This window comes from Zafaria sp. Z1313, assembly GCF_050563205.1.
Lineage (GTDB): Bacteria > Actinomycetota > Actinomycetes > Actinomycetales > Micrococcaceae > JAZDCJ01.
Genome location: NZ_JBNWUK010000001.1, coordinates 444,048 through 469,367, shown reverse-complemented (window position 1 = coordinate 469,367; position 25,320 = coordinate 444,048). Strand labels below are relative to the sequence as shown.

At 71.4% G+C, this 25,320-nt stretch carries 21 protein-coding genes, 1 tRNA gene and 1 pseudogene; 7 read left to right on the top strand and 16 right to left on the bottom strand.

Features of this window, described 5'->3' with window-relative positions:
- Window positions 1-2: 2 nt before the first annotated feature.
- Both ACQ3I4_RS02170 and coaE read right to left on the bottom strand, forming a co-directional pair.
- Entirely contained in the window at window positions 3-326 is a 324-nt protein-coding gene (locus ACQ3I4_RS02170) for a hypothetical protein (RefSeq protein ID WP_329860071.1), read from the bottom strand.
- Window positions 323-940, bottom strand: a complete 618-nt coding sequence (gene coaE, locus ACQ3I4_RS02165) for a dephospho-CoA kinase (protein WP_329860070.1) — start codon at window positions 938-940, stop codon at window positions 323-325. The genes ACQ3I4_RS02170 and coaE overlap by 4 nt, the downstream gene beginning before the upstream one ends.
- A gap of 35 nt (window positions 941-975) precedes the next feature.
- Here coaE and ACQ3I4_RS02160 point away from each other — a divergent pair, with 35 nt between their 5' ends.
- From ACQ3I4_RS02160 to ACQ3I4_RS02150, 3 genes and pseudogenes are all read left to right on the top strand, one after another.
- The gene (locus ACQ3I4_RS02160; RefSeq protein ID WP_329860069.1) at window positions 976-1,653 is read left to right on the top strand and encodes an IMPACT family protein; all 678 of its coding nucleotides are present in this window, start codon (window positions 976-978) and stop codon (window positions 1,651-1,653) included.
- Window positions 1,650-2,804, top strand: a complete 1,155-nt coding sequence (locus ACQ3I4_RS02155) for a class I SAM-dependent methyltransferase (protein ID WP_329860067.1) — start codon at window positions 1,650-1,652, stop codon at window positions 2,802-2,804. The genes ACQ3I4_RS02160 and ACQ3I4_RS02155 overlap by 4 nt, the downstream gene beginning before the upstream one ends.
- Window positions 2,801-3,196, top strand: a pseudogene (locus tag ACQ3I4_RS02150) (ABC transporter permease); the annotation flags it as partial. The gene ACQ3I4_RS02155 and the pseudogene ACQ3I4_RS02150, both read left to right, overlap by 4 nt.
- 49 nt (window positions 3,197-3,245) lie before the next feature.
- On the opposite strand, the gene ACQ3I4_RS02145 reads toward ACQ3I4_RS02150, so the two are convergent.
- The 4 genes from ACQ3I4_RS02145 to polA all read right to left on the bottom strand — a co-directional run bounded on the left by ACQ3I4_RS02145 (window position 3,246) and on the right by polA (window position 9,398).
- Complete coding sequence (locus ACQ3I4_RS02145; RefSeq protein WP_329860066.1) at window positions 3,246-3,608, bottom strand: hypothetical protein; 363 nt, start codon at window positions 3,606-3,608, stop codon at window positions 3,246-3,248.
- A gap of 121 nt (window positions 3,609-3,729) precedes the next feature.
- Window positions 3,730-5,196, bottom strand: a complete 1,467-nt coding sequence (rpsA, locus tag ACQ3I4_RS02140) for a 30S ribosomal protein S1 (RefSeq protein WP_329860064.1) — start codon at window positions 5,194-5,196, stop codon at window positions 3,730-3,732.
- A 202-nt stretch (window positions 5,197-5,398) separates the two neighbouring features.
- A complete protein-coding gene (locus ACQ3I4_RS02135; protein WP_329860062.1) occupies window positions 5,399-6,721 on the bottom strand; it encodes a GNAT family N-acetyltransferase in 1,323 nt (440 codons plus the stop codon).
- Window positions 6,722-6,767: 46 nt separating this feature from the next.
- Window positions 6,768-9,398 carry a DNA polymerase I gene (gene polA, locus ACQ3I4_RS02130; RefSeq protein WP_329860112.1) on the bottom strand — a complete coding sequence of 877 codons (2,631 nt, stop codon included), beginning with the start codon at window positions 9,396-9,398 and terminating at the stop codon, window positions 6,768-6,770.
- 82 nt (window positions 9,399-9,480) lie between these two features.
- On the opposite strand from polA, the gene ACQ3I4_RS02125 reads away from it, so the two are divergent.
- Window positions 9,481-9,996 (top strand): hotdog fold thioesterase, encoded by a 516-nt coding sequence (locus ACQ3I4_RS02125; RefSeq protein ID WP_329860061.1) that lies wholly within the window; start codon window positions 9,481-9,483, stop codon window positions 9,994-9,996.
- Window positions 9,993-10,316 (top strand): hypothetical protein, encoded by a 324-nt coding sequence (locus ACQ3I4_RS02120; protein WP_329860060.1) that lies wholly within the window; start codon window positions 9,993-9,995, stop codon window positions 10,314-10,316. The genes ACQ3I4_RS02125 and ACQ3I4_RS02120 overlap by 4 nt, the downstream gene beginning before the upstream one ends.
- A gap of 19 nt (window positions 10,317-10,335) precedes the next feature.
- On the opposite strand, the gene ACQ3I4_RS02115 is transcribed toward ACQ3I4_RS02120, so the two are convergent.
- Genes ACQ3I4_RS02115 through ACQ3I4_RS02105 form a run of 3 tightly spaced genes read right to left on the bottom strand, consistent with a single transcriptional unit; the run spans window position 10,336 to window position 12,353 of the window.
- Window positions 10,336-10,890 (bottom strand): dihydrofolate reductase family protein, encoded by a 555-nt coding sequence (locus tag ACQ3I4_RS02115; RefSeq protein ID WP_329860059.1) that lies wholly within the window; start codon window positions 10,888-10,890, stop codon window positions 10,336-10,338.
- A gap of 39 nt (window positions 10,891-10,929) precedes the next feature.
- Window positions 10,930-11,157 carry a hypothetical protein gene (locus tag ACQ3I4_RS02110; protein ID WP_329860057.1) on the bottom strand — a complete coding sequence of 76 codons (228 nt, stop codon included), beginning with the start codon at window positions 11,155-11,157 and terminating at the stop codon, window positions 10,930-10,932.
- Entirely contained in the window at window positions 11,154-12,353 is a 1,200-nt protein-coding gene (locus ACQ3I4_RS02105) for an inorganic phosphate transporter (RefSeq protein ID WP_329860111.1), read from the bottom strand. Before ACQ3I4_RS02105 ends, ACQ3I4_RS02110 begins: the two co-directional genes overlap by 4 nt.
- A gap of 147 nt (window positions 12,354-12,500) precedes the next feature.
- On the opposite strand from ACQ3I4_RS02105, the gene ACQ3I4_RS02100 reads away from it, so the two are divergent.
- Window positions 12,501-13,124 carry an L-threonylcarbamoyladenylate synthase gene (locus ACQ3I4_RS02100; protein WP_329860056.1) on the top strand — a complete coding sequence of 208 codons (624 nt, stop codon included), beginning with the start codon at window positions 12,501-12,503 and terminating at the stop codon, window positions 13,122-13,124.
- 176 nt (window positions 13,125-13,300) lie between these two features.
- On the opposite strand, the gene ACQ3I4_RS02095 is transcribed toward ACQ3I4_RS02100, so the two are convergent.
- A tRNA-Leu gene (locus tag ACQ3I4_RS02095) sits at window positions 13,301-13,385 on the bottom strand.
- A 163-nt stretch (window positions 13,386-13,548) separates the two neighbouring features.
- Between ACQ3I4_RS02095 and ACQ3I4_RS02090 the strand changes: the two genes are divergently transcribed.
- Window positions 13,549-14,178 carry an ANTAR domain-containing response regulator gene (locus tag ACQ3I4_RS02090; protein WP_430632715.1) on the top strand — a complete coding sequence of 210 codons (630 nt, stop codon included), beginning with the start codon at window positions 13,549-13,551 and terminating at the stop codon, window positions 14,176-14,178.
- An 87-nt stretch (window positions 14,179-14,265) separates the two neighbouring features.
- On the opposite strand, the gene pyk is transcribed toward ACQ3I4_RS02090, so the two are convergent.
- The 6 genes from pyk to trpC all read right to left on the bottom strand — a co-directional run bounded on the left by pyk (window position 14,266) and on the right by trpC (window position 25,318).
- Window positions 14,266-15,795, bottom strand: a complete 1,530-nt coding sequence (gene pyk, locus ACQ3I4_RS02085; protein ID WP_329860053.1) for a pyruvate kinase — start codon at window positions 15,793-15,795, stop codon at window positions 14,266-14,268.
- A 59-nt stretch (window positions 15,796-15,854) separates the two neighbouring features.
- The gene (locus ACQ3I4_RS02080) at window positions 15,855-17,312 is read right to left on the bottom strand and encodes a glutamate synthase subunit beta (protein WP_329860051.1); all 1,458 of its coding nucleotides are present in this window, start codon (window positions 17,310-17,312) and stop codon (window positions 15,855-15,857) included.
- The gene (gene gltB, locus ACQ3I4_RS02075; protein WP_329860049.1) at window positions 17,305-21,909 is read right to left on the bottom strand and encodes a glutamate synthase large subunit; all 4,605 of its coding nucleotides are present in this window, start codon (window positions 21,907-21,909) and stop codon (window positions 17,305-17,307) included. The genes ACQ3I4_RS02080 and gltB overlap by 8 nt, the downstream gene beginning before the upstream one ends.
- Before the next feature lie 395 nt (window positions 21,910-22,304).
- Window positions 22,305-23,123, bottom strand: coding sequence for a tryptophan synthase subunit alpha (trpA, locus tag ACQ3I4_RS02070; protein ID WP_329860048.1), 819 nt, complete (start codon window positions 23,121-23,123; stop codon window positions 22,305-22,307).
- A gap of 2 nt (window positions 23,124-23,125) precedes the next feature.
- On the bottom strand, window positions 23,126-24,424 hold the full coding sequence (gene trpB / locus ACQ3I4_RS02065) for a tryptophan synthase subunit beta (protein ID WP_329860047.1): 1,299 nt from the start codon (window positions 24,422-24,424) through the stop codon (window positions 23,126-23,128).
- A gap of 66 nt (window positions 24,425-24,490) precedes the next feature.
- On the bottom strand, window positions 24,491-25,318 hold the full coding sequence (gene trpC, locus ACQ3I4_RS02060; RefSeq protein WP_329860046.1) for an indole-3-glycerol phosphate synthase TrpC: 828 nt from the start codon (window positions 25,316-25,318) through the stop codon (window positions 24,491-24,493).
- Window positions 25,319-25,320 lie beyond the last annotated feature (2 nt).

Sequence of the window (25,320 nt, the reverse complement as noted above, 5' to 3'; positions counted from 1 at the left end):
GCTCAGCGGCGCCGGCCGCGCCCCTTGGCGCCGAAGAGCGGCGAGCGGTCGAGGCGGCCCAGGATCGCGAACGCCATCTGCTGCGTGAACAGGATGCTGCCGGCGAGGGCCAGGAGCAGTCCGGCCAGGGACAGCCATCCGGGGACGAGCACGCGCCAGCTCCACGGCGCCGTGCCCGTCGTGAACTCGGCCCGGCCGCCGGCCACGAGCCACAGCAGCAGCGCCACGCCGAGGCACGCACCCATGCCCCAGAAGCAGGCCTTGGCCCACCACAGCAGCCGGCCGAACTCGAAGGGGTGCTGTCCGGCGTCCCGCCCGGCGCTCACGGGGCGGCCGTCCGGGCCGCGGCGAGGGGGGCGATCCGTTCGTCCCACAGGACGTCGACGGCCGTCCGCAGCTCGTCGAGCGTCCCCGCGTTCTCCAGCACGACGTCGGCCGCGGCCGCGCGCTCCTCGTCTCCGGCCTGCGCGGCGATCCGGGCGCGGGCGTCCTCCGGTGCCATGCCGCGGTCCTCCGCCATGCGCCGCAGGCGCTCGTCGAGGGGCGCCTGCACGGTGACGACGAGGTCGAAGCGTCCCGCCTGCCCGGTCTCGACGAGCAGCGGGATGTCCTGCACCACGACGGCGCGGGGCCCGGCCGCCGCCGCGCGCCGTGCGCTCTCGGCCCGGACGAGCGGGTGGACGATCCCGTTGAGCCGTTCGCGGGCCTCGGGCGCGGAGAAGACGAGCGCCCCGAGCGCCGCCCGGTCCAGCGAGCCGTCGCGGCCCAGCACGTCGGGTCCAAAGGCCGCCACGACGGCGTCGAGGCCCGGGGTCCCCGGTTCCACGACCTCCCGGGCGATCCGGTCCGCGTCGACCAGGACGGCGCCGCGTTCCACGAGCCGCCGGGCCACGGCCGATTTTCCGGAGGCGATCCCGCCCGTCAGTCCAATGCTCAGCACGGAGCCAGTCTACGGGCCCGCACTAGACTGGTCCGGTGACGGACGGCGAGGGCAGGGCGACGGAGTACACCACCGTGGACGGCGAGCACCTTCACGAGCTGGAGGTCAAGCGGTCCCGCTTCCTGGCGTACCTGCGCCGCACGGAGGACGAGGAGCAGGCCCGGGCGTTCGTCGCCGAGCTGCGCCGCGCCCACCACGACGCGCGCCACCACTGCAGCGCGTTCGTCCTGGGCCCGGACCGCCGCGTGCAGCGCAGCAACGACGACGGCGAGCCCTCCGGCACGGCGGGCGCCCCGATGCTCGAGGCCCTGCTCAAGCGGGAGACGGCGGAGGACGAGGCCGCGCTGAGCGATGTGACGGCTGTCGTCGTGCGCTATTTCGGCGGGGTCCTGCTCGGGGCCGGCGGCCTCGTGCGCGCGTATTCTGCGGCCGTGTCCTCCGCGTTGGACACCGCCCCGCTGCTGCGCCGGCGGCGGATGCGGCTCTTCGGCATCGACGCGCCCCACGCCGCCGCGGGACGGCTCGAGAACGAGCTGCGCGCCGCCGGCGTCCAGGTCCTCGGCACCGACTACGCTCCGGCGGCGGCGAGGCTGCGGGTGGCCCTGCCGGATGCCGCGGGGGCCGGTGGGGACTTCGACGCGCGGCTCGCCGCCCTCACGGCCGGTACGACCCGGGCCGATGGGCTCGGGACCGCCTGGGTGGACCTCGCGTGAGCGGCGCAGCCCCGTTCGACCCCTCGTTCCTGCGCCGCTGGCCGGACATCGAGGCGCCCGAGCTGCAGGCCCACGACGCCGCCGACCGGCTCCTCCTCGGCGCCGCGGCGGAGCGGGGACTGCCGGGACCCGGAGGGCTCGTCGTCGTCAACGACCACTACGGGGCGCTCACCCTCGGAGCCGCGGCGCTCGGCGCGGCCGGGGTGCGCGTGCACCAGGACGGCCTCTCGGGGGAACGCGCCCTCGAGGAAAATGCGGGCCGTGCCGGGGCGCCCGCCGCGGACTTCGCCGTCCTCGGCCTAGGACCGGAGCTGTTCGCGGGCGCCCGGCTGGTCCTGCTGCAACTACCCCGCTCGCTCGACGCCCTCGACGAGGTCGCGGGGCTCGCCGCGGAGCACGGCGATCAGGACCTGGTGCTCCTCGCGGGCGGGCGCGTGAAGCACATGAACCTGGCGATGAACGACGTCCTCGGCCGCCACTTCGGTTCGGTCTCGGCGGGCCTGGCCCGGCAGAAGGCGCGAGTGCTGACCGCCACGTCCCCGTGCTCCGCCGCGGAGTGCCCTGCGTCGCGCTTTCCCCTCGAGGCGCAGTACGACGCCGGACTGTCGGCTCCCCTGCGGATCCTCGCCCGGGGCGGGACGTTCGGGGGCCCGCGGCTCGACCCCGGGACCCGGTTCCTCCTCCCGCGGCTGGCGGAGGCGCGTCCTGCCGCGACGGCGGTCGACCTCGGGTGCGGCAACGGCACGATCGCGGCCTTCCTGGCGTTGTCGCGGCCCGGGCTGCGGGTCAGGGCGTCGGACCAGTCGGCCTCCGCCGTGTCGTCGACGGCAGCGACGGCCGAGGCCAACGGGGTCGCGGACCGGATCGACGTGGTCCGCGACGACGCCTTGTCCTCCCTCCCCGACGCCTCGCAGGAGCTCGTGGTCCTGAATCCGCCGTTCCACGTCGGCAATGCCGTGCACGCCGGGATCGCCCTCAAGCTCATCGCGGACGCGGGACGGGTCCTCGCCCCGGGCGGCGAACTGTGGTGCGTCTGGAACTCGCATCTGCGCTACCGGCCGCAGCTCGAGCGGCTCGTGGGACCGACGCGCCAGGTCGACCGCAACCCGAAGTTCACGATCACGGTCTCGACGCGTCCGGACCGCCCGTGAACAGCGGCTCGACGCTGCTCGGGACGGGACCCGCGCTCTGGATCGTCCTCGCGGTCCTCGTGGCCGTGGCGGCCGCGGTCTCCCGCGGCGTCCTCGCTCTGAGGGCGCGCGACGTCGTCTCGGCGTGCCTCCGGGCGGTCCTCCAGCTCGCCGTGGTCGCCCTGCTGATCTCCCGGCTCGGGACGTCCACGCCGCTGGCCGCCGCGTTCCTGCTCCTGATGCTCGCCGCGGGCGTGCTGCCGTGGGAGCCGCTCGCGCGCGTTGCCGTCGTCGGCCAGCTGATCGGCGGGAGCATGACGGCGGCCAACCTAGCCGGGCGGAGGATGAATGCCGAGCTCGGCGCGCGGAGGGGGGAAGTGGAGGCCGCGCTGGCCCTGGGCCTGGTTCCGCGGGCGGCCTGGAGGTCGCCGGGAGACTCCCACAGGCCGGCCCGTCCTCGGCTCAGGATGGACGCAGCCGACGGTCCGTGTCCGGCCAGGCCAGGAGGGTCCGCGGCGTCGGTGCCAGGGCCTTGGTGGCGAGCGCATCGGCCACCGCGATCCCGTCCGTCGAGACCTCGAGCACGGCGACGTGTCCGGCGACGTCACCGTCCTCGTCGAGGAGCAGCCACGTCGCGCCGACCTCGACGATGCCGCGCTCCACGAGCAGTTCCTCGGCCGTGGCGAGGTCTGCCGGGACGCCGACGGCATGCCCCAGCAGGCTCCGGGCCTGCACGCGCTCGTAACCCGGATCGAGCGGCTCCAGGTATCCGACCGTTTCCCGGTCGCCGGGCCGCGTCACGGCCATCCATCCGTCCGGCAGCATGCCGTCCTCCTGATCGGGGTCCCATGGGGCAGGGGCCCGAAGGCCGCCTGAGATTAAACGCCGGAGGCGGATCCCTTGCGGGACCCGCCTCCGGTGGGTGTCGCTATGAAGCGGACAGCGGCTAGTTGCCGGTCAGCTTCTCACGCAGGGCGGCCAGGGCCTCGTCGGAAGCCAGGGTGCCCGCGTCGGAGGCCGGGGCCTCCGAGGAGTAGCTCGTGGCGGCCGAGTCGGAGCTCGTGTCGCCGGCGGTGGCGTCGTCCGCGAGGTGCTGGGCGACCTGCTTCTTGTGGGCCTCCCAGCGGGCCTGGGCGTCGGCGTACTGCTGCTCCCAGGCGGCGCGCTGCGTCTCGAAGCCCTCGAGCCACTCGTTGGTCTCCGGGTCGAAGCCCTCCGGGTACTTGTAGTTCCCGGCCTCGTCGTACTCGGCGGCCATGCCGTAGAGCGCCGGGTCGAACTCGGTGCCCTCCGGGTCGACGCCGTCGTTGGCCTGCTTCAGCGACAGGCTGATGCGGCGGCGCTCCAGGTCGATGTCGATGACCTTGACGAAGAGCTCGTCGCCCACGGAGACGACCTGCTCGGCCAGCTCGACGTGGCGCACGGCCAGCTCGGAGATGTGCACGAGGCCCTCGATGCCGTCCTCGACGCGCACGAACGCGCCGAACGGAACGAGCTTGGTGACCTTGCCCGGCACGACCTGGCCCAGGGCGTGGGTGCGGGCGAACGTCTGCCACGGGTCTTCCTGCGTCGCCTTGAGCGAGAGGGAGACACGCTCGCGGTCCAGATCCACCTCGAGGACCTCGACGGTGACTTCCTGGCCCACCTCGACGACCTCGGACGGGTGGTCGATGTGCTTCCAGGACAGCTCGGAGACGTGCACGAGGCCGTCGACGCCGCCAAGGTCCACGAACGCACCGAAGTTGACGATCGAGGAGACGACGCCCGGGCGGACCTGGCCCTTCTCGAGCTTGTTGAGGAACGTGGAGCGGACCTCGGACTGGGTCTGCTCGAGCCACGCACGGCGGGACAGGACCACGTTGTTGCGGTTCTTGTCCAGCTCGATGATCTTCGCCTCGATCTGCTGGCCGATGTACGGGGCCAGGTCGCGGACGCGGCGCATCTCGACGAGCGAGGCCGGGAGGAAGCCGCGGAGGCCGATGTCCAGGATCAGGCCGCCCTTGACCACCTCGATGACGGTGCCGGTGACCACGCCATCCTCTTCCTTGATCTTCTCGATGTCGCCCCAGGCGCGCTCGTACTGCGCGCGCTTCTTGGACAGGATCAGGCGGCCTTCCTTGTCCTCCTTGGTGAGGACGAGGGCCTCGACGTTGTCGCCGACGGCGACGACGTCACCGGGGTCGACGTCGTGCTTGATGGAAAGCTCGCGGGAAGGAATGACACCCTCGGTCTTGTAACCGATGTCGAGCAGGACTTCGTCGCGGTCGACCTTGACGACGGTGCCCTCGACGAGATCGCCATCGTTGAAGTACTTGATGGTGGCGTCGACGGCAGCGAGGAAGTCTTCAGAGGTACCGATGTCGTTGATGGCGACCTGCGGGGTACCGGTCTTCTCGTTGGAGGTGATGGTCATGTAGTAGGGGCTCCGATGTGGATAGTCTTGGGTCAGTCGGTCAGCCGGAAGTCCCGGCAGTTTCCGAAATGGGTCTAGCTGGTCACGGATCCGGCGCACGACGGCGCGCAGGACACGCCCCTCCAGTCTAGTGCCGGCCTTCTACCCGGTCAAAAGCCGCGCGTGTCGCCCCCGCGGGCCGGCAGAGGGCGTGGATCCGCCGTCAGAACCCCGTGATGCAAGAGGGGCGGGCCGCCGTGCGGAAGAGGGCGTCCACCTTGGACAGCGCCCCGGACGAGGCCGCCTCCACCCGCCCCGCGGCCGCGAGCAGCTCGGCCCGGACTCCGCCCAGGTAGAGCGAACCAAGGGCATCGACTCCCAGGACGGCGTCGACGTCGTCGTGCTCCCCGAGCCGCCCGACGCGCGCCCTCCCGCCGGAGACCTCGATCCGGTAGCTTCCGGCCGCGTGCCCCAAGGCGTCGGTGATCCGCACGGCGGCGGCGCCGTCGTCCTCCCAGCCCCGGGCCTCGAGGGCCGCGACGGGATCGAGGACCCGGACCCACAAGTGGTCCTCGGCGCCCTTGACGGCGTGGACGCGGGAGTCGGAGAGCGCCCAGGGCAGGACGTCCTCCTCGGGCGCCGCGTGGTACTGGATCCGCTGGACCAGGTCCAGGGAGCCGAGGTAGCGCCACAGCTCCCGGCGGGCCGCGTCGTCGATCGCGACGAGGTCCACGATCTTGACCGTGTAGGGCTCCTCCCAGCCCGAGAAGGCGTAGGCCACGTATCCGTCGGCCGTTCCCGCGGCGTCGTAGTGCACGGCCGTGCGCAGGGAACGGTCCGCTTCCGGCTTGCCGTCGCTCCAGCGGGCCGTCACGCGCTCGATGTAGGAGCGCTGGCGGTCGACCGATCCGCGGTGCCGGGCATGGAAGCCGGCGAAGACGTCCCGCGCCGTCTCCTCGATCACCGACGGGTCCAGGACCTCGACACGGCCCGCGGGGGGCGATGTGATGCCGAATCGTTCCGTCACGTCGACCTCGACGTGGCGGAGCGTCGTGGCGGCCCCGAACCCGAAGCGGCCGTAGATCGTGGCCTCCGACGCCGTCAGGAGGGCGAGCGGCAGGCCCCGCCGCGCGGCGGATGCGAGGTCATCCGTCATCATGCGGCGCAGGATGCCGCGCCGCCGGTGGGTCGGGCGAACGGTCACGGCGGTGATCTGGTGCGCGTCCAGCAGCCGTCCCGCGCCGACGTTGACCGTGTGCGTCATGGTCGCGTAGCTCGCGACCGGCACGGCCGGGTCCCACGGCCCGGGCCGCTCCCCGTCGTCGTAGACGCCCGTGATCTCGCGCCCGTCGGCGCGGTGCGCCTCGACGAAGGCCTTCAGGTGGTCCTCCTCGGGGCGCGGTTCGTGGAAGCCGAGGCGCACGGCCTCGAACCAGCCGCGCGTGCGGGGATCCGGCGCGCCGTCGACGAGCGCGGAGGCGAAGCGCTCGATCCGGAACGGGAAGGCGGCCTGCTCGGCGGCTACGCCGCCCTGGTGATGGCTCATGAGCGACGAGCCTACCCGAGCAGGAGGCGCACGCACGCAGTCCGGATCAGTGTCCTGCGGCCTGCCAGCTCGTGCCGGTGCCGACATGGACGTCGAGGGGCACGGACAGCTCGGCCGCGTGTCCCATCCGCGAGCGCACGAGCGCCTCGAGCGCCTCGAGCTCCCCCGGGGCGACCTCGAAGACGAGTTCGTCGTGGATCTGGAGCAGCATCCGCGACGCGAGGCCCTCCTCCTTGAGTCCGGCGTCGATGCCCAGCATGGCCCGCTTGATGATGTCCGCGGCCGAGCCCTGGATCGGCGCGTTCAGCGCGACGCGCTCGGCGATGTCCCGCAGCTGGCGGTTGTCGCTCGCGAGGTCCGGCAGGTAGCGCCGGCGCCCCTCGATCGTCTCGGTGTAGCCGTCGATCCGGGCCTGGTCGACGACGGAACGCAAGTAGTCACGGACCGCGCCGAAGCGCGTGAAGTACTGCTTCATGAGGTTGCGGGCCTCGTCCACCGGGATGTTCAGCTGCTTCGAGAGGCCGAACGAGCTCAGGCCGTACGCGAGCCCGTACGACATCGCCTTGACCTTGGAGCGCATCTCGGAGCTCACGTCCTCGGGGGCCACGCCGAAGACCTCCGAGCCGACGAATCGGTGCAGGTCCTCGCCGTCCTTGAAGGCCTGGATGAGCGCCTCGTCGCCGGAGAGGTGGGCCATGATGCGCATCTCGATCTGCGAGTAGTCCGCCGTGAGGAGCGTCTCGAATCCCCCGCCCACCACGAAGACCTCGCGGATGCGGCGTCCCTCCTCCGAGCGCACGGGGATGTTCTGCAGGTTCGGGTTCAGCGAGGACAGGCGCCCCGTGGCCGCGACCGTCTGCGCGTACGTCGTGTGGATCCTGCCGTCGGCGGAGACGGCCTTGCGCAGGCCCTCCACGGTCTGGCGGAGCTTGCTCGCGTCCCGATAGGCCATGAGGGAGGCCAGGAACGGGTGCTGCGTCTTGGCCAGGAGGTCCTGCAGCGATTCCGCGTCCGTCGTGTAGCCGGTCTTGATCTTCTTGGTCTTGGGCAGGCCCAGCTCCTCGAAGAGCACGACCTGCAGCTGCTTGGGCGAACCCAGGTTGACCTCGTGCCCGATCGCCGCGTAGGCCTCCTGGGTTGCCGTGTCGATGGTGCGCGTGAAGTCCTCGAGCAGGCCGTCGAGCCGGTCCCCGTCGATCGCGACGCCCGTGCGCTCCATGTGGGCCAGGACCACGGACAGCGGCAGCTCCAGCTCCCCGAGCAGGTGGTTGGCCCCGCGCTCGAGGACCTGCCCGGCCAGGTAGGTGCTCAGGCGGCGCACGATGAACGCCGCGCGGGCCGCGGGGGCCGAGGCCCCGGCGTCGTCCAGGTCCAGGGCGAGCTGGTCCGAGGACTCCTCCGCGGCCGGCGCGAGCGTGAGACGCAGGTGGTACTGCGCGATGTCGCCCAGCTCGTGGCTGCGCCGGTCCGGCTGGATGAGGTAGGCGGAGATCATGGTGTCGTCCACGACGCCGCCCAGCTCCAGGCCGCGGTCGAGCAGCAGCTTGAAGGCCGCCTTGAAGTCGTGCACGGCCTTCTTGTGGTCGGGCGAGGCGAGGACGACCGCGAGCTCCCGCTCGGCCTCCTCGTCCAGCCCCGCGAGGTCCACGTAGGCGGTGACGCCCTCCGCGGCGAACGCGATGCCGACCGCCTCGGCGGCCCCTCCGGCTGCCGCCGTCGCGAGGTGGACGCCGAGGAGCTGGGCGCCGTGCTGCCCGAACCAGGCGCGGACCGCGTCGGCGTCGCCGAGGAGCTCGGCGGCGGGGACGTCCTCCTCCTCGCCCGCCTCGGGGGCCTCGTCGCCGAAGAGGTCGAACAGGCGCTTGCGCAGCGTGTTGAACTGGAGGGCGTCGAAGAGCTCCTCGACGGCCTCGCGGTTGGGGTGCTCGAGCTCGAGCGCCTCGAGCGTCACGGGCAGCTCCAGGTCCCGCAGCAGGTGGTTGAGCCGGCGGTTGCGCTTGACGTTCTCGAGGTTCTCCCGCAGATTGTCCCCGACCTTGCCCTTGATGGCGTCGATGTTCTCGAGGATGCCTTCGAGCCCGCCGTACTGGTTGATCCACTTCGCCGCGGTCTTGGGGCCGACGCCGGGGACGCCCGGGAGGTTGTCCGCCGTCTCGCCGACGAGCGCGGCGAGGTCCGAGTACCGGTCCGGGCCGACGAAGTACTTCTCCTCCACGGCCGCGGCGTCCATCGGGGGGATGTCCGAGACGCCCTTCTTCGGGTAGAGCACCGTGGTCTTCCCGGTGATGAGCTGGAACGCGTCCCGGTCGCCGGAGACCACGAGCACGTCCCAGCCCTGGCCCTCGCCGGTCGCCGAGAGCGTGGCGATGATGTCGTCGGCCTCGTAGCCGTCGAGGGTGATGGAGGGGATGTTCATGGCCTCCATGACCTTCTGGATCAGCTCGATCTGGCCGTGGAACTCCTCCGGGGTCTTGTTGCGCCCGGCCTTGTACTCCGTGTATTCCTCGGAGCGGAACGTCGGCGTGTCCAGGTCGAACGCGACCGCCACGTGCGTCGGCTCGCGCTGCTCGATCATCTTGATGAGCATCGACACGAAGCCGTACACCGCGTTGGTGTGCTGGCCGGTGTCGGTGGCGAAGTTCTCCGCGGGCAGCGCGTAGAAGGCGCGGAAGGCCATGGAATGGCCGTCGATGACCAGGAGGCGGTTCGTCGGGGCGGGGGTTTTGCTTGCTGGGCTCACGGGTGCAAGCCTAGTTCCCATGGGCGACATTGACACTTCAGGCAACACCGCGGCGGCCACCCCGCCACCGGCCGACCCCTATGCCGGAGAGCTGCGAGAGCACGGCGTCCCGGACGCGGCCCGGGGCGTGTTCGGCGCGCACGGGGTGGGATCCCTCGTGCGCAAGCTCGGGATCGTCTTCACCGAGATGGGGGTGGACCGCGTCTGCGCCACGATGCCCGTCGAGGGCAACCAGCAGGTGGCGGGGATCCTGCACGGAGGGGCCAGCGCCGCGCTCGCCGAGACGCTCGGCTCCGTCGCGGCCGGGGTCTTCGCCGCGGGGCTCGACGGGGATCCGGTGATGCCCGTCGGAGTGGACCTGAACGCCACGCACCACCGTCCCGGGATCTCGGGACTCGTGCACGGCGTCTGCACGCCGATCAAGCTCGGCCGCCGCGCGACCTCGCACGAGATCGTCATCAGCGACGACGCCGGCGAGCGGGTCTGCACCGCCCGCATCACCAACATGCTCGTCCCCCGTCCCACGGGACGATGAGCGGGGACCCGGGAACCGGGAGCGTCGCGGCCGCCGTCCGGCTCTTCCGCGACAGCGCGCCGCGCCGGATCCTCATCCACGGGACCACGGGCAGCGGAAAGTCGACGCTCGCCCTCGAGCTCGGGGCCGTGCTCGGACTTCCCGTGCACCTCGTGGACGAGGAGTTCGGCTGGCTCCCCGACTGGCAGCCCCGGCCGGTGGACGAGCAGCGCCGGATGGTCTTCGCCGCGGCGTCCGCGCCCTGGCGGCAGCCGATCCGGGCGGGCGGGTCGTCGTCTTCCGCTGGCCGCGCGAGACGCGGGCCCGGCTCCGCGCCCTGAGGGAGGACGGATTCGCCGTTCAGCCGCCCAGGAGCGGTCCGGCGACGTCGTAGCGCGTCTCCCGGACGCCGTCGTCGTACTCCTTGACGAGGGTCGGGGCGAGCTTCAACTGACCGCGCATCGCCAGGAGCGGCCGCCCGCCGCCGAGCGCGACGGGCATCGTGAACAGGATGACCTCGTCGAGCAGGGCCGCGTCGGCGAACTGCCCCGCGATGGAGCCCCCGCCCATCATCCAGACGTCCTTCTCCCCCGCGTCCTCCCGAATGTCGCCCACCCACTCGTGGACGTCGCCGCGGATGAAGGTGAGGTCCGCGCCGGGCGTGGCCGGGAGCTCGCGGTGCGTGAAGACCCAGGTCGGGATCCCCGTGTACGGCCACTCGCCCGGGGCGTTGGCCAGCAGCCAGGCGTAGGTCTCCCCGCCCATGACGATGCTTCCGACCTCCGCCATGAACTCCTCGGTGGCCCCTTCGAGGCCGGCCGTGTCGTCGAAGCGGAGGAGCCAGTCCAGGGAGTTCCGCTCATCGGCGATGTAGCCGTCCGCCGAGGCCGCCACGTAGTACCTGATGCGCGTCATGGCTCCATGGTAGGCCGCGGCGCCGCCCGGCGCAGGGGTTCAGCTGCCGCCGAGCGCGGGGATGATCAGGTAGATGCCGAAGAGCACCACGGCGAGGCACAACGCGAAGCACCCGTACGCGCCGGCGCGGGCCGGGACGGCGGTGCGCCCGCCGTCGTCCGCGACGGCCATGAGGCGCACGCCGAAGGAATACAGGCCCACGAGGACCAGGGCCGAGAGCCAGGTCGTTCCCGCGACGATGAGGAACGCGTCCCAGTGGATGGTCACTTGGCTGCCTCCTTCGCGGCGCGCGCGAGGCGCCGACGGTGCTTCTTGCTGGGGATCGCGACGGCGGCGCCCGCCTCGTCGACGTCGCTGATGGCGTTGTGGTGGCCGACGACGTTGCGCCGGGACAGGATCCACATGGCCAGCAGCGCGCCGACGCCGATCGCCGTGACGGCCACGAGCCCGCCGACGCCCCAGTGGGCCATGAGGGCGGCGGCGGCGCCCACGGCCGCCGCGCAGGGCAGCGTGAAGAGCCAGCCGACGGCGATGCGGCCGGCGGTGCCCCAGCGGACCTCCGCACCCTTGCGGCCGAGGCCCGAGCCGATCACGGAGCCGGACGCGACCTGCGTGGTCGAGAGGGCGAAGCCGAGGTGCGAGGACGCCAGGATCGCGGCGGCCGTGCTGGACTCGGCGGCGAAGCCCTGGGCGGGCTTGACCTCGGTCAGCCCCGAGCCCATGGTGCGGATGATGCGCCAACCGCCGGCGTACGTGCCGAGGGCGATCGCGAGGGCGCACGAGGCGACGACCCAGAACACGGGGCCGCTGCCCGCCGCCTGGAAGCCGCCCGCGATGAGGGCCAGCGTGATGACGCCCATCGTCTTCTGCGCGTCGTTGGTGCCGTGGGCGAGTGCGACGAGCGATGAGGAGAAGATCTGGCCGTAGCGGAAGCCGCCGCGCTTCGGGGAGGACACGCCGCTCGGGCGGCGCGTGAGAGCGTAGGCCAGGCGTGTGCAGAGGAAGGCCGAGGTGCCCGCGATGACGGGGGCGAGGACTGCGGGCAGCAGGACCTTGGACATCAGGACGCCGTAGTCGATCGCCCCGAGGCCGGCGCCGACCACGGCCGCGCCGATGAGCCCGCCGAAGAGGGCGTGGGAGGAGCTCGACGGCAGGCCCAGGAGCCACGTCATCACGTTCCACAGCACGGCGCCCATGAGGCCCGCGTAGATCATCTCGGGGGAGATCTGGATGCCGCCCTCACCTTCGCGGATGAGCCCGCCGGAGATGGTCTTCGCGACCTCCGTCGACAGGAACGCCCCGATGAGGTTGAGCACCGCTGCGAGGGCGACGGCGGCCTTCGGCTTGATCGCGCCCGTGGCGATGGGCGTGGCCATCGCGTTGGCCGTGTCGTGGAAGCCGTTGGTGAAGTCGAAGAACAGGGCGAGCGCGATGACGAGGACGACGATGAGCGTCAGGTCCATCTGGAAACGGATCAGAACGGGGGCGGCCCACGCATTGTTCATGAAGAGTTCATGGCATGTACATCTCGGGCCGGGTTACATCCTAGGGACAAGGTCATCGGCATCCAACCGCGTGCGCGATCGGCCGCCGCGACGTACGCTCGGGACATGGCACGATTCGTTGAAGTCCACCCCGAGGACCCGCAGCCGCGCGCGGTCTCCCAGCTCGGGGCGATGCTCCGCGACGGCGGCCTCATCGCCTACCCCACGGACTCCTGCTACGCGCTGGGGGCCCAGTTGGGCAACCGCGAGGCCCTGGACCGCATCCGCTCCATCCGCCAGCTCAACGACAAGCACCACTTCACGCTCGTCTGCCGGGACTTCGCACAGCTGGGACAGTTCGTCCACATCGACAACCGCGTCTTCCGCAGCATCAAGGCGGCGACGCCCGGCAGCTACACGTTCATCCTGCCCGCGACTCCGGAGGTCCCGCGCCGGCTCATGCACCCGAAGAAGAAGACGGTCGGCGTGCGGATGCCGGACCACCGCGTGGTGCGGGCCCTCCTCGACGAGCTCGGCGAGCCCATCCTCTCCAGCACGCTGCTCCTGCCGGGCGACGAGGCGCCCCCGACGGACGGCTGGGAGATCAAGGAACGGCTGGACCACCTCGTGGATGCCGTCGTCGACTCGGGCGAGTGCGGGACGGAGCCGACGACGGTCGTGGACTTCTCGAGCGGCGTCGCCGAGGTCGTCCGCGTCGGCCAGGGGGATCCCTCGCGCTTCGAGGACTGAGTCGTCAGGCCGACCGAGTGACCGTCACGCTCCCGGATGGGCGCGATGGCTGGCGCTTCTTCCCAGGTCCCGGCCCGCACGCCTTCGGGAACGCGGCGTGTCGCGCCGACACGCCGCGTCAAGGCGGCAGGACCTGGGAACTCGTCCAAGCGCCCCCGATGTCACTGGGGATCGCATGGTGCCCGAGGTGGGACTCGAACCCACACGCCTTTCGGCGCCGCATTTTGAGTGCGGTGCGTCTGCCAATTCCGCCACTCGGGCCACTGCCCCACCGCCCGGAGCCGGATTCCGGGCCACTGGGGGCTTTCGGCAAGATCACGGACACGGGGTGCGGTAAACAACTCTACATGCCGATAGGCTTGGGTCAGAATCCCCGACAGCACAAGGCCCGCGGAGCGTTCCCGGGCGCCAAGGAGCATGCCGCATGTCCGAAGAAACGACGCAGCCCACCACCCCCACCCCTCCCGCATCCCAGGCCCCCGCACCGGCCCGCCGCGTCGTCGTGGCCGAGGACGAGACCCTCATCCGCCTCGACATCGTCGAGATCCTCCAGGGCGAGGGATACGAAGTCGTCGCCGAGGCCGACAACGGCCAGAAGGCCGTCGACCTGGTCCGCGAGCACCGCCCCGACCTGGTCCTGATGGACGTCAAGATGCCCGTCATGGACGGGATCACCGCGGCCGAGGCCATCGTGAAGGAGCGCATCGCCCCCGTGGTCCTGCTCACGGCGTTCAGCCAGAAGGAGCTCGTCGAGCGGGCCCGCGAGGCCGGGGCGATGGCCTATGTCGTCAAGCCCTTTACCCCGAACGACCTGGTCCCGGCCATCGAGATCGCGATGTCCCGGCACGAGGAGATCATCGCGCTCGAGAAGGAGGTCGGCAACCTCCAGGAGCAGTTCGAGACCCGCAAGCTCGTCGAGCGGGCCAAGAGCGTCCTGACGACGAAGATGGGGCTGAGCGAGCCCGAGGCGTTCCGCTGGATCCAGAAGACGTCGATGGACCGGCGCCTGAGCATGCGCGAGGTCGCCGAGACCATCATCGCGCAGGTCAAGTAGCACGCCGCGGGCTCCGCGCCCGCGACACGAGGAAGGCCCCCGGCGTTCGCCGGGGGTCTTCCTCGTGTCGGCCCGGAGGCCGCGCGGCTAGTCCTCGCCGCGCATGCGGGCGATCATGTCGCCAAGCGCCTGCTCCTTGGTCCGCCACGGGCCGATCTTCTCGCGCTCGGGCGTGGCCTGGCCGTTGAGCAGCTGGCCGGCGTCCGCGACGTCGCCGACGCGGTGCACGCGCAGCGAGTTCGTCGATCCCGCCTGCCCGGGAGGCGAGCCGGCCGCGATGCAGACGAGGTCGTTCACCTGGGCCAGGCCGTCGCGCTGGAGCGCGTCGTCGACCTGGGCGGTCATCTTGTCCGTGTGGTCGGCGAAGTCGACGAGCCGCGGCTGGACGCCCCAGATCAGGGTCATGATGTTGTAGGTGTGCTTGAGCGGCGTGAAGCCGAGAACGGGCTGCTGCGGGCGCAGGCGGGACAGGCGCCGGGCCGAGTCGCCGGACTGGGTGAACGCGACGATGAACTTGGCATCGAGCTGGGTCGCGATCTCCACGGCCGCACGGGTGATCGCCCCGCCACGCGTCCTGGGCTTCGTGCCCAGCGGCGGGATCCGGTCCAGGCCGTGGTCCTCCGTCGCCTCGATGATGCGGGCCATCGTCTCGATCGTCTGGATCGGGTAGGCGCCGACGCTCGTCTCGCCGGAGAGCATGACCGCGTCGGCGCCGTCGAGGACGGCGTTGGCGCAGTCGCTCGCCTCGGCGCGCGTCGGGGTGGGGCTCTCGATCATGGATTCGAGCACCTGGGTCGCCACGATGACCGGCTTCGCCCAACGGCGGGCCAGCTCGACGGCGCGCTTCTGGACGAGCGGGACCTCCTCGAGCGGGAGCTCGACCCCGAGGTCCCCGCGGGCCACCATGATGGCGTCGAACGCGTCGATGATCTCCTCGAGCGCGTCCACGGCCTGCGGCTTCTCGACCTTGGCGATGACGGGCAGGCGGAGCCCCTCCTCGTCCATGATCTCGTGGACGCGGTCGATGTCGGCGGCGTTGCGCACGAACGAGAGGGCCACCATGTCGACGCCGGCGCGGATGGCCCAGCGGAGGTCCTCCTCGTCCTTGTCGCTCAGCGCGGGGACGTTCACGGCCACGCCCGGGAGGTTGATGCCCTTGTTGTTGGACACCTCTCCCCCGACGACGACCTCAGTGACGACCTTGACGTCGTCGACCTCCACGGCGCGCAGGACCACGCGGCCGTCGTTGACGAGCAGCCGGTCACCCGGCTGGACATCCTGGGGAAGGCCCTTGAACGTGGTGGAGCAGATGTCCTTGGTACCCGGGATGTCCTCGATGGTGATCGTGAACTCGTCGCCGGCCGCCAGCAGGTGCGGGCCGTCCTGGAACCGGCCCAGCCGGATCTTGGGGCCCTGCAGGTCGGCGAACACGCCGACCGGCCGGCCGAGCTCCTCGGAGGCCTGGCGGACATTGGCCAGGTTCTCCGCATGGGTCGAGTACTCGCCGTGGCTCATGTTGAGCCGGGCGACGTCGACACCCGCCTTCAGTGCCTGAAGGGTCAGCTCGTAGGTGCCGATCGCCGGTCCGAACGTCGCAACAATCTTGGCGCGTCTCATTTTCCTCAGCCTCTCCGCTTTACTTCGTCAGGTGCCGGGGGCGCCATGCGGCGCCCCCGTCAGAGCATGCTGATGGACTGGTCGGTCGGCGCCACGGGAGCGGGGAGCCGGGTGTCGCCCATCAGGTACTTGTCCACCGCCGCGGCGCACGCGCGCCCTTCGGCAATGGCCCACACGATCAGCGACTGTCCGCGGCCGGCGTCGCCGGCGACGAACACGCCGGGCGTGTTGGTCATGTAGTAACCGTCACGGGCGACGTTGCCCCGGTCGTCAAACTCGGTGCCGGCCTGTTCGCCGAGCCCCGCGGGCTCGGGCCCGGTGAAACCGAGGGCCAGGAGGACGAGGTCGGCGGGAATGGTCCGTTCGGTACCGGCCTTCGGGAGCCGCTTGCCGTCCACGAACTCGGTCTCCGCGACCGTGATCCCGGTCACTCGACCGTCCTCGCCAACAAACTCTACCGTAGACGCGAGGTAAGTGCGCTCACCGCCCTCCTCATGGGCGCTCGCGACCTCGAAAAGGGTCGGGAACATCGGCCACGGCTGGTGGCCGGGGCGCTCGGTCGGCGGCTGCTTGCCGATGGCGAGCGTCGTCACCGAGGCCGCCTGATGGCGGTGGGCGGTGCCGATGCAGTCGGCGCCGGTGTCGCCGCCGCCGAGGATGACCACGTGCTTGCCGCGGGCGTCGATCTGCCCGGGCACCTCCTCGCCGGCCACGACGCGATTGGCCTGGACGAGGTACTCCATGGCGAAGTGGACGCCGTCGAGCTCCCGCCCGGCGATCGGCAGGTCGCGGGGCACGCTCGCCCCGGTCGCCACCACGACGGCGTCGTAGCGCCGGCGCAGCTGGTCCCAGGAGATGTCCTTGCCGAGCTCCACGTTGGTCCGGAAGCGCGTCCCCTCGGCCGCCATCTGGGCCAGGCGGCGGTCCAGGACGGACTTCTCCATCTTGAAGTCCGGGATCCCGTAGCGCAGCAGGCCGCCGATCGCGTCGTCCCGTTCGTAGACCGCCACGGTGTGCCCCGCGCGGGTCAGCTGCTGGGCGGCGGCCAGGCCCGCGGGTCCGGAGCCGACGACGGCGATCGTCTGGTCGGTGTGCCGCTGGGGCAGCACCGGGACCACGACCCCGTCGTCGAACGCCTGATCGGCGATCGAGACCTCGACCTGCTTGATCGTCACGGCGGGCTGGTTGATGCCCAGCACGCACGAGGACTCGCACGGCGCCGGGCACAGGCGCCCCGTGAACTCGGGGAAGTTGTTCGTCGCGTGCAGCCGCTCGCTCGCCTGGTCCATGCGGCCCCGCCAGACGAGGTCGTTCCACTCGGGGATGAGGTTCCCGAGCGGACAGCCCTGGTGGCAGAACGGAACGCCGCAGTCCATGCAGCGCCCGGCCTGGGCGTTCAGGGTTCCGGCTTCCTGGCGCTCGTAGACCTCCTTCCAGTCCATGATCCGCACCGGCACGGGCCGGCGGGGCTGGGTCTGGCGTTCGCGTACCTTCAAGAATCCACGCGGATCAGCCACGGGTTGCCTCCAAAATCCGGTTCCAGACGGCCTCGCCGTCGGGATCGAGTCCTTCCGCCTCCGCGGCGGCCCGTGCCTGGAGCACGGCCGCGTAGTCGCGGGGCATGACCTGGGTGATGCGCGCGACGGTGTCCTGGAAGTCGAGCAGGAGCGTCGCGGCGAGCGTCGATCCCGTCTCCTCGGCGTGCTGCGAGAGCAGCCGCCGCACCGTCTCCACGTCCTCGCCCGGCACGGGCTGCAGCGTGAGCTCGCCGGCGTCGAGGGCCTGCTTGTTCACGAGCGCGCGGTCCAGGTCGAGCACGTAGGCGGTGCCGCCGGACATGCCGGCACCGAAGTTGCGCCCGGTGGTGCCGAGCACCAGCACCGTGCCGCCCGTCATGTACTCGCAGCCGTGGTCGCCGATCCCCTCGGCGACGGCGGTCGCGCCGGAGTTGCGGACCATGAACCGCTCCCCCACGATCCCGCGCAGGAACAGCTCGCCGCTCGTGGCGCCGTAGCCGATCACGTTGCCGGCGATGACGTTGCGCTCGGCGACGAAGGTGCTCGCCCGGTCCGGGCGGACCACGACGCGTCCTCCCGAGAGGCCCTTGCCGACGTAGTCGTTGGCGTCGCCGAACAGACGCAGCGTGATGCCGGCCGGCAGGAAGGCGCCGAGCGACTGGCCGGCCTCGCCCGAGAGGGTGACGTCGATCGTGTCGGTCGCGAGGACCTCCGTGCCGAAGCGCCGGGTGACCTCGTGGCCGAGCATGGTGCCCACGGAGCGGTCGGTGTTCACGACGTCGAGGCTGATCCGCACCGGCTGGCGCCGCTCGAGCGCGTCGGCGCTGAGCTCGATGAGCTGGTTGTCGAAGTGCAGGTCCAGCTCGTGGTTCTGGCCCGTCAGGTTCCGCACGGGCGAGGAATCGTCCTCGTAGCCCGACAGGATGGGCTCCAGGTCCAGCCCCTCCGTCTTCCAGTGGTCGACGGCGGCGCGGCGGTCCAGCAGCTCGGAGTGGCCGATGGCCTCCTCGATGCTGCGGAATCCGAGCTCGGCGAGGATCTCCCGGACCTCCTCGGCAAGGAACTCGAAGAAGTTCACCACGAACTCCGGCTTGCCCGTGAACCGCTTGCGCAGCTCCGGGTTCTGCGTCGCGACGCCCACGGGACACGTGTCCAGGTGGCAGACGCGCATCATGATGCAGCCGGAGACGACGAGCGGCGCCGTGGCGAAGCCGTACTCCTCGGCGCCGAGGAGCGCCGCGATGACGACGTCCCGCCCGGTCTTGAGCTGGCCGTCGACCTGGACGACGACGCGGTCGCGCAGCCCGTTCAGGCGCAGCGTCTGCTGGGTCTCGGCGAGGCCGAGCTCCCACGGGGCGCCGGCGTGCTTGAGCGAGTTCAGCGGGGAGGCGCCGGTTCCGCCGTCGTGCCCCGAGACGAGGACGACGTCGGCCTTGGCCTTGGTCACGCCGGCCGCCACGGTGCCGATCCCGACCTCGGAGACGAGCTTGACGTGGACGCGGGCGCGGGGGTTGGAGCGCTTGGCGTCGTAGATCAGCTGGGCGAGGTCCTCGATCGAGTAGATGTCGTGGTGCGGCGGCGGCGAGATGAGGCCGACGCCGGGCGTCGAGTGCCGGGTCCGGGCCACCCACGGGTAGACCTTCTGGCTCATGAGCTGGCCGCCCTCGCCGGGCTTGGCGCCTTGGGCCATCTTGAGCTGGATGTCGTCTGCGTTCGTGAGGTAGAGGCTCGTGACGCCGAAGCGGCCGGAGGCGATCTGCTTGACCGCCGAGCGCCGCTCGGGATCCAGGAGCCGCTCGACGTCCTCGCCGCCCTCGCCCGTGTTCGACTTGCCGCCGAGGCGGTTCATCGCGATCGCGAGCGTCTCGTGGGCCTCCTGGGAGATCGAGCCGTAGCTCATCGCGCCGGTGGAGAAGCGCTTGACGATGGCCGAGACGGGCTCGACCTCGTCCAGCGGGACGGGCGCGCGGAGCCCGGACTTGAAGCCCAGCAGGCCGCGGAGCGTCATGAGGTCCCGCGCCTGGTCGTCGATGCCGCGGGTGTAGGCCTTGAAGATGTCATAGCGGCGCTCGCGCGTGGCGTGCTGCAGCCGGAAGACCGTCTCCGGGTTGAACAGGTGCGGCGGGCCCTCGCGCCGCCACTGGTACTCGCCGCCGATGTCCAGGATGCGGTGTGGTTCGTCGTTGCCGTCGCCGGGGTAGGCGCCGGCATGGCGTTCGGCCGCCTCCTTCGCGACGACGTCGAGGCCGACGCCGCCCATCTGGGACATGGTGCCCGTGAAGTACTGGTCGACGAGCTGCTGGGACAGGCCGAGGGCCTCGAAGGTCTGCGCGCCGCAGTAGGAGGAGACGGTGGAGATGCCCATCTTGGACATGATCTTCAACACGCCCTTGCCGAGCCCCTTGATGAGGTTGTACTGCGCCTGCGGGGCCGTGACCCCGCCGAGCTCGCCGTTGTTCGCCATCTCCTCGACGGTCTCGAGGGCCAGGTACGGGTTGATCGCCGAGGCCCCGTAGCCGACGAGGACCGCCACGTGGTGGACCTCGCGCACGTCGCCGGCCTCGACGACGAGCGAGGTCTTGGTGCGGTTGGCGCTCTTGAGCAGGTGGTGGTGCACGGCGCTCGTGAGCAGAAGCGACGGGATGGGCGCCCACTGGGCGTTCGAGTCGCGGTCGGAGAGGACGACGTACTGGACTCCCCGGTTGATCGCGGCCGAGACCTTCTCGCAGATCTCCTGCAGGCGGGCCTTCAGCTCGGCCTCACCGCCGGCGGGGCGGTAGAGGCCCCGCACCTTCAGGGCGGCCTTGGCGCCGTCCGGCGTGCGGATGTTGGCGATCTTCGCGAGCTCGTCGTTGGTGATCACCGGGAAGTCCAGGGACACGTGGCGCGTCTTGACCTGCCCCGGGTCCAGGAGGTTCCCGTCGGGGCCGATCGAGGTCTTCATGCTCGTCACGAGCTCCTCGCGGATCGCGTCCAGGGGCGGGTTGGTCACTTGGGCGAACGATTGCGTGAAGTAGTCGAAGAGCAGCCGCGGGCGCTTCGAGAGCACCGCGATCGGCGTGTCCGAACCCATGGCTCCGAGCGGCTCGGCGCCCGTGCGGGCCATCGGGTTCAGGAGGATGCGCAGCTCCTCCTCGGTGTAGCCGAACGTCTTCTGGCGCAGCTGCACGGAGGAGGAGTTGTGTACGACGTGCTCGCGCTCGGGCAGGTCGGCGAGGTCGATGAGGTTTTCGCGCACCCACGCTTCCCAGGGCCGGGAGCGGGCGATGTCGGCCTTGATCTCGCTGTCTTCGACGATCCGGCCGGCTTCGGTGTCGACGAGGAACATCTTGCCCGGGGAGACGCGGCCCTTGCGGACGATCTTCTCCGGGGCGATCTCGACGACGCCGACCTCCGAGGCGAGGACGACGAGGCCGTCGTCGGTGACCCAGTAGCGGGCCGGGCGCAGGCCGTTGCGGTCCAGGACCGCGCCGACGAGCCGGCCGTCGGTGAAGGACACGGCCGCCGGCCCGTCCCACGGCTCCATGAGCATGGAGTGGTACTGGTAGAACGCCCGCCGCGCGGGGTCCATGGAGTCCTGGTTCTCCCAGGCCTCCGGGATCATCATCATGACCGCGTGCGTGATGGGCCGGCCCGAGAGCATGAGCAGCTCGGCGACCTCGTCGAAGGAGGCGGAATCGGAGGCCCCGGGCGTGCAGATCGGGAAGAGCTCCTCGGGCACCTCGCCCAGGATGTCCCCCGCGAGCTGGGACTGCCGGGCGCGCATCCAGTTGCGGTTGCCCTTGACCGTGTTGATCTCGCCGTTGTGGGCGATGGTCCGGAAGGGCTGCGCGAGCGGCCAGGACGGGAACGTGTTCGTGGAGAAGCGGGAGTGCACGATCCCGAGGCGGGTCTTGAAGCGGGCATCGGACAGGTCGGGGTAGAACGGCTCCAGCTGGGCCGTGGTCAGCATCCCCTTGTAGACGATGGTGCGCGAGGACAGCGACGGGAAGTAGACGCCGTGCTTGTTCTGGGCGCGCTTGCGCAGGCGGAAGGCACGGGCGTCGAGGTCGGTGGCCGCGGAGTCGGCCGGGGCGACGAAGAGCTGGACGAAGCGGGGCATGCAGGCCCGGGCCATGGCTCCGACGATGGAGGCCTCGACGGGGACCTCGCGCCAGCCGAGGACCGTCAGGCCCTCCTGGCCGGCCAGGTCCTCGATGCCTTCGCGGGCGGACGCCTCGATCGAGGGCTCGTCGGGCAGGAAGGCCGTGCCGACGGCGTACGCGCCGGCCTCGGGCAGGGTGAAGTCGACGACGGCGCGGAAGAACTCGTCGGGGATCTGGGTGAGCAGTCCGGCCCCATCGCCGGTGCCCTCGTCCGCACCGACGGCGCCGCGGTGCTCCAGGTTGCGCAGGGCGGTCAGCGCGGCGTCGACGATGTCGTGGCCGGGTTCCTTGCGCAGGGTCGCGATGACGGCGAGGCCGCACGCGTCCTTCTCGTTCTCGGGGTGGTAGAGGCCCGAGGCCTCCGGGATGTTCGCAAACCGGGTGAATGGCGAGACCGGGGCCCCGCCTAGAGTGCGCGAGGCGCTGTACTGGTTCCCTGTGTTGTGGTTCATGGTGTCCTTTCTCCGTGGGAAGCAGGTCGACCGCTGGTGCGGTGCACAGTGTTCGGAGGGGACTGCATTGGCCCCGGGGGCCGACGGCGGCCGTGGTGGCCGGCCGGACCCTGATGAGTCGGGAGGGGGGCGATGTCGGGCATCGCGCCGCCGTCCCGGCCGCGGTGGGCCGCCAGATGGTGGGGCGGTGTTCCACGAAACGGAAACCCACGTCGTTGTGGTGGCCGGCGCCCAGGCAGGTTGCCGCGGTACCGGCTTCTCCGGCGGAGGGGCGCCCCGAGGTGCTCGGGCGACCGCTCTACCGAAGTAGGGAGAGATTAGCATCCGCGGAGCGGCGCTCCCCAGACCGCGCCGGATTTTTACGGGCGTCCGCGGCCCTGCCGGGCACCGGGATCTCAGGCCACGGCGCGGCCGCTGAGCTCGGCGGTCAGGCGTGCGACGGCGTCGACTCCCCCGTCACGGAGGGCGGCCACGAGCGCGGTCCCGACGATGACCCCGTCGGCGTATGCGCCGATCTCGCGCACGTGCGCGGCGGCGGAGACGCCGAGCCCGACGCACGCCCGCTCGGCACCGGCGGCATGTGCGGCCTCGACGACGGCCTCGGCGGCGCTCGAGACGCTGTCCCGCGCGCCGGTCACGCCCATGATGGAGACGCAGTAGACAAACCCGCGGCTCGCCTCGACGGTGGCCTTCATGCGCTCCGGCGTGGAACTGGGCGCCACGAGGAACACGCGGTCCAGTCCGTAGCGGTCCGAGGCCTCGAACCATTCGGCGGCCTCATCGGGAATCAGGTCGGGCGTGATGAGCCCGGCGCCCCCGGCCTCGGCGAGGCGGCGGGAGAACTCGTCCACGCCGAGCCGGAGGACGGGGTTCCAGTAGGTCATCACGAGCACGGCCGCGTCGCAGCGGGAGGTGATGCCCCGGACGATCTCGAAGACCTGGGCGACGCGGAAGCCGTCCGCGAGGGCCTGGACGGTGGCCGCCTGGATGACGTGCCCGTCCATGACGGGATCGGAATAGGGGATCCCGATCTCAATCACGTCGGCACCGTTCTCGGCCATCGCGACGGCGGCGTCGATCGTGGTCTGCACGTCCGGGAAACCGGCCGGGAGGTAGCAGATCAGCGCCGGTCGGCCAGCGGCCCTGGCCCGTTCGATCGCGGCCGCGGACTTGCTGGCGTGCGTGGCCGGCGCGGGGAGGATGGAGTCCGTCATGGCTAGGCCTGCCCTTCGGCGTTCTCGATGAGGTTGAACCATTCGGCCGCCGTGCCGACGTCCTTGTCCCCGCGCCCCGAGAGGTTCACGAGGACGACGACGTCGCCCGGGTCCGCCGCGGACCCGGCCGCCCGGCGGCCCACCTTCAGCGCTCCGGCCAGGGCGTGGGCGGACTCGATCGCGGGGATGATCCCCTCGGTGCGGCACAGCAGGCTGAAGGCCTCCATGGCCTCCGTGTCGGTGATGGGCTCGTACTTCACCCGGCCGATGTCGTGGAGGTAGGAGTGCTCGGGCCCGACGCCGGGGTAGTCGAGCCCGGCCGAGATCGAATGGGATTCGATGGTCTGGCCGTCCTCGTCCTGCATGAGGTAGCTCCGCGCCCCGTGCAGCACGCCGGGCCGGCCGAGCGTGATGGTCGCCGCGTGGCGGCCCGTGTCGACGCCGTCGCCTCCGGCCTCGAAGCCGTACAGCTCGACGGAGGGGTCGTCGAGGAACCCGTGGAAGATGCCGATCGCGTTCGAGCCTCCGCCGATGCAGGCGCAGACGGCGTCCGGGAGCCGGCCCGTCTGGGCCAGGACCTGCTCGCGGGCCTCGTCCCCGATGACCTCGTGGAAGTACCGCACGAGCGCCGGGAACGGGTGCGCACCCGCGGCCGTGCCCAGGAGGTAGTGCGTCGTGTCGACGTTGGTGACCCAGTCCCGCAGCGCCTCGTTGATGGCGTCCTTGAGGGTCTGGGACCCCGCGGTCACGGGGACCACCGAGGCCCCGAGGAGCTGCATGCGGGCGACGTTCAGGGCCTGTCGGCGCGTGTCCTCCGCGCCCATGTACACCACGCACTCGAGGCCCAGGAGGGCGGCGGCCGTGGCGCTGGCCACGCCGTGCTGGCCGGCGCCCGTCTCGGCGATGATGCGGGTCTTGCCCATGCGCTTGGCCAGGAGGGCCTGGCCGAGGACGTTGTTGATCTTGTGGCTGCCGGTGTGGTTCAGGTCCTCCCGCTTGAGGAAGACGCGCACTCCGCCCGCATGCGCGGAGAAGCGCTTGGCCTCGGTCAGCAGCGACGGGCGCCCGGAGTAGTTCTTGTTGAGCTCGCGCACCTGCTCGATGAACTCCGGATCGGCCTTGGCCTTCTCGAAGGTGTCCTGGAGCTCGTCGAGCGCGGCGATGAGCGACTCGGGCATCCACCGGCCGCCGTAGTCGCCGAAGTACGGGCCGGGCGCGTGGCGCAGCCCGGGCCCGGCGAGGAACGCCTCCGCGTCCGGTGCGGGGCCGTCTCCCGCGGGCTGTTCTGCGCTGTGGCTCATGGTGGCCGTCCTTCGTCTCGGTGGTGCTGGGGCTGCGGGCTCCGGTCCGCTCAGGACCGGTTCCGCTCAGGCTGTTCGGGCGGGGCGCGCCGCGGTCCCGGCTGCGATGAACGCCGCGACGGCTTCGCGCGGCTCCCGGTCCTTGACCAGGGCCTCGCCGACCAGGACGGCGTCGGCCCCCTGGGCGGCATAGCCGGCGACGTCGGCGGCGTCGCGGACGCCGGACTCGGCGACGATCACGGCCTCGGACGGGATCGAGGCGGCGAGCCGGGCGAAGGTGGAGCGGTCGACGTCGAGGGTCTTGAGGTTGCGCACGTTGACGCCGATGATCCTGGCGCCGGCGGCGACGGCCCGCTGGACCTCCTCCTCGGTGTGGGTCTCGACGAGGGCCTCCATCCCGAGCGTCCGGGCGAGGTCCAGGAGGCGGGCCAGCCCGGCGTCGTCGAGGGCGGCGACGATGAGCAGGACGAGGTCGGCCCCGTGGGCGCGCGCTTCCCAGACCTGGTACTCGTCGACGATGAAGTCCTTGCGCAGCAGCGGCGTGACGACGGCGGCCCGCACGGCATCGAAGTCGGCGAGTGATCCGCCGAAGCGCCGTTCCTCGGTGAGGACGGAGATGACGGAGGCGCCGCCCGCCGCATAGTCGGCCGCGAGCACGGCGGGTTCGGGGATGTCGGCGAGCGCGCCCTTGGACGGGCTCTTGCGCTTGACCTCGGCGACGACCCTCAGCCTGTTGTCCCGTTCGGCGGGCGATCCGCCGCCGAGGGCCGCGTAGGCATCGTGGGCCGCGGGTGCGTCGAGGGCGCGCTGCTTCAGCTCCTCGAGCGCGATCTCCGCACGGCGGCGCTCGAGATCTTCACGGACACCCTCGATGATCTGATCGAGGACGCTCACGC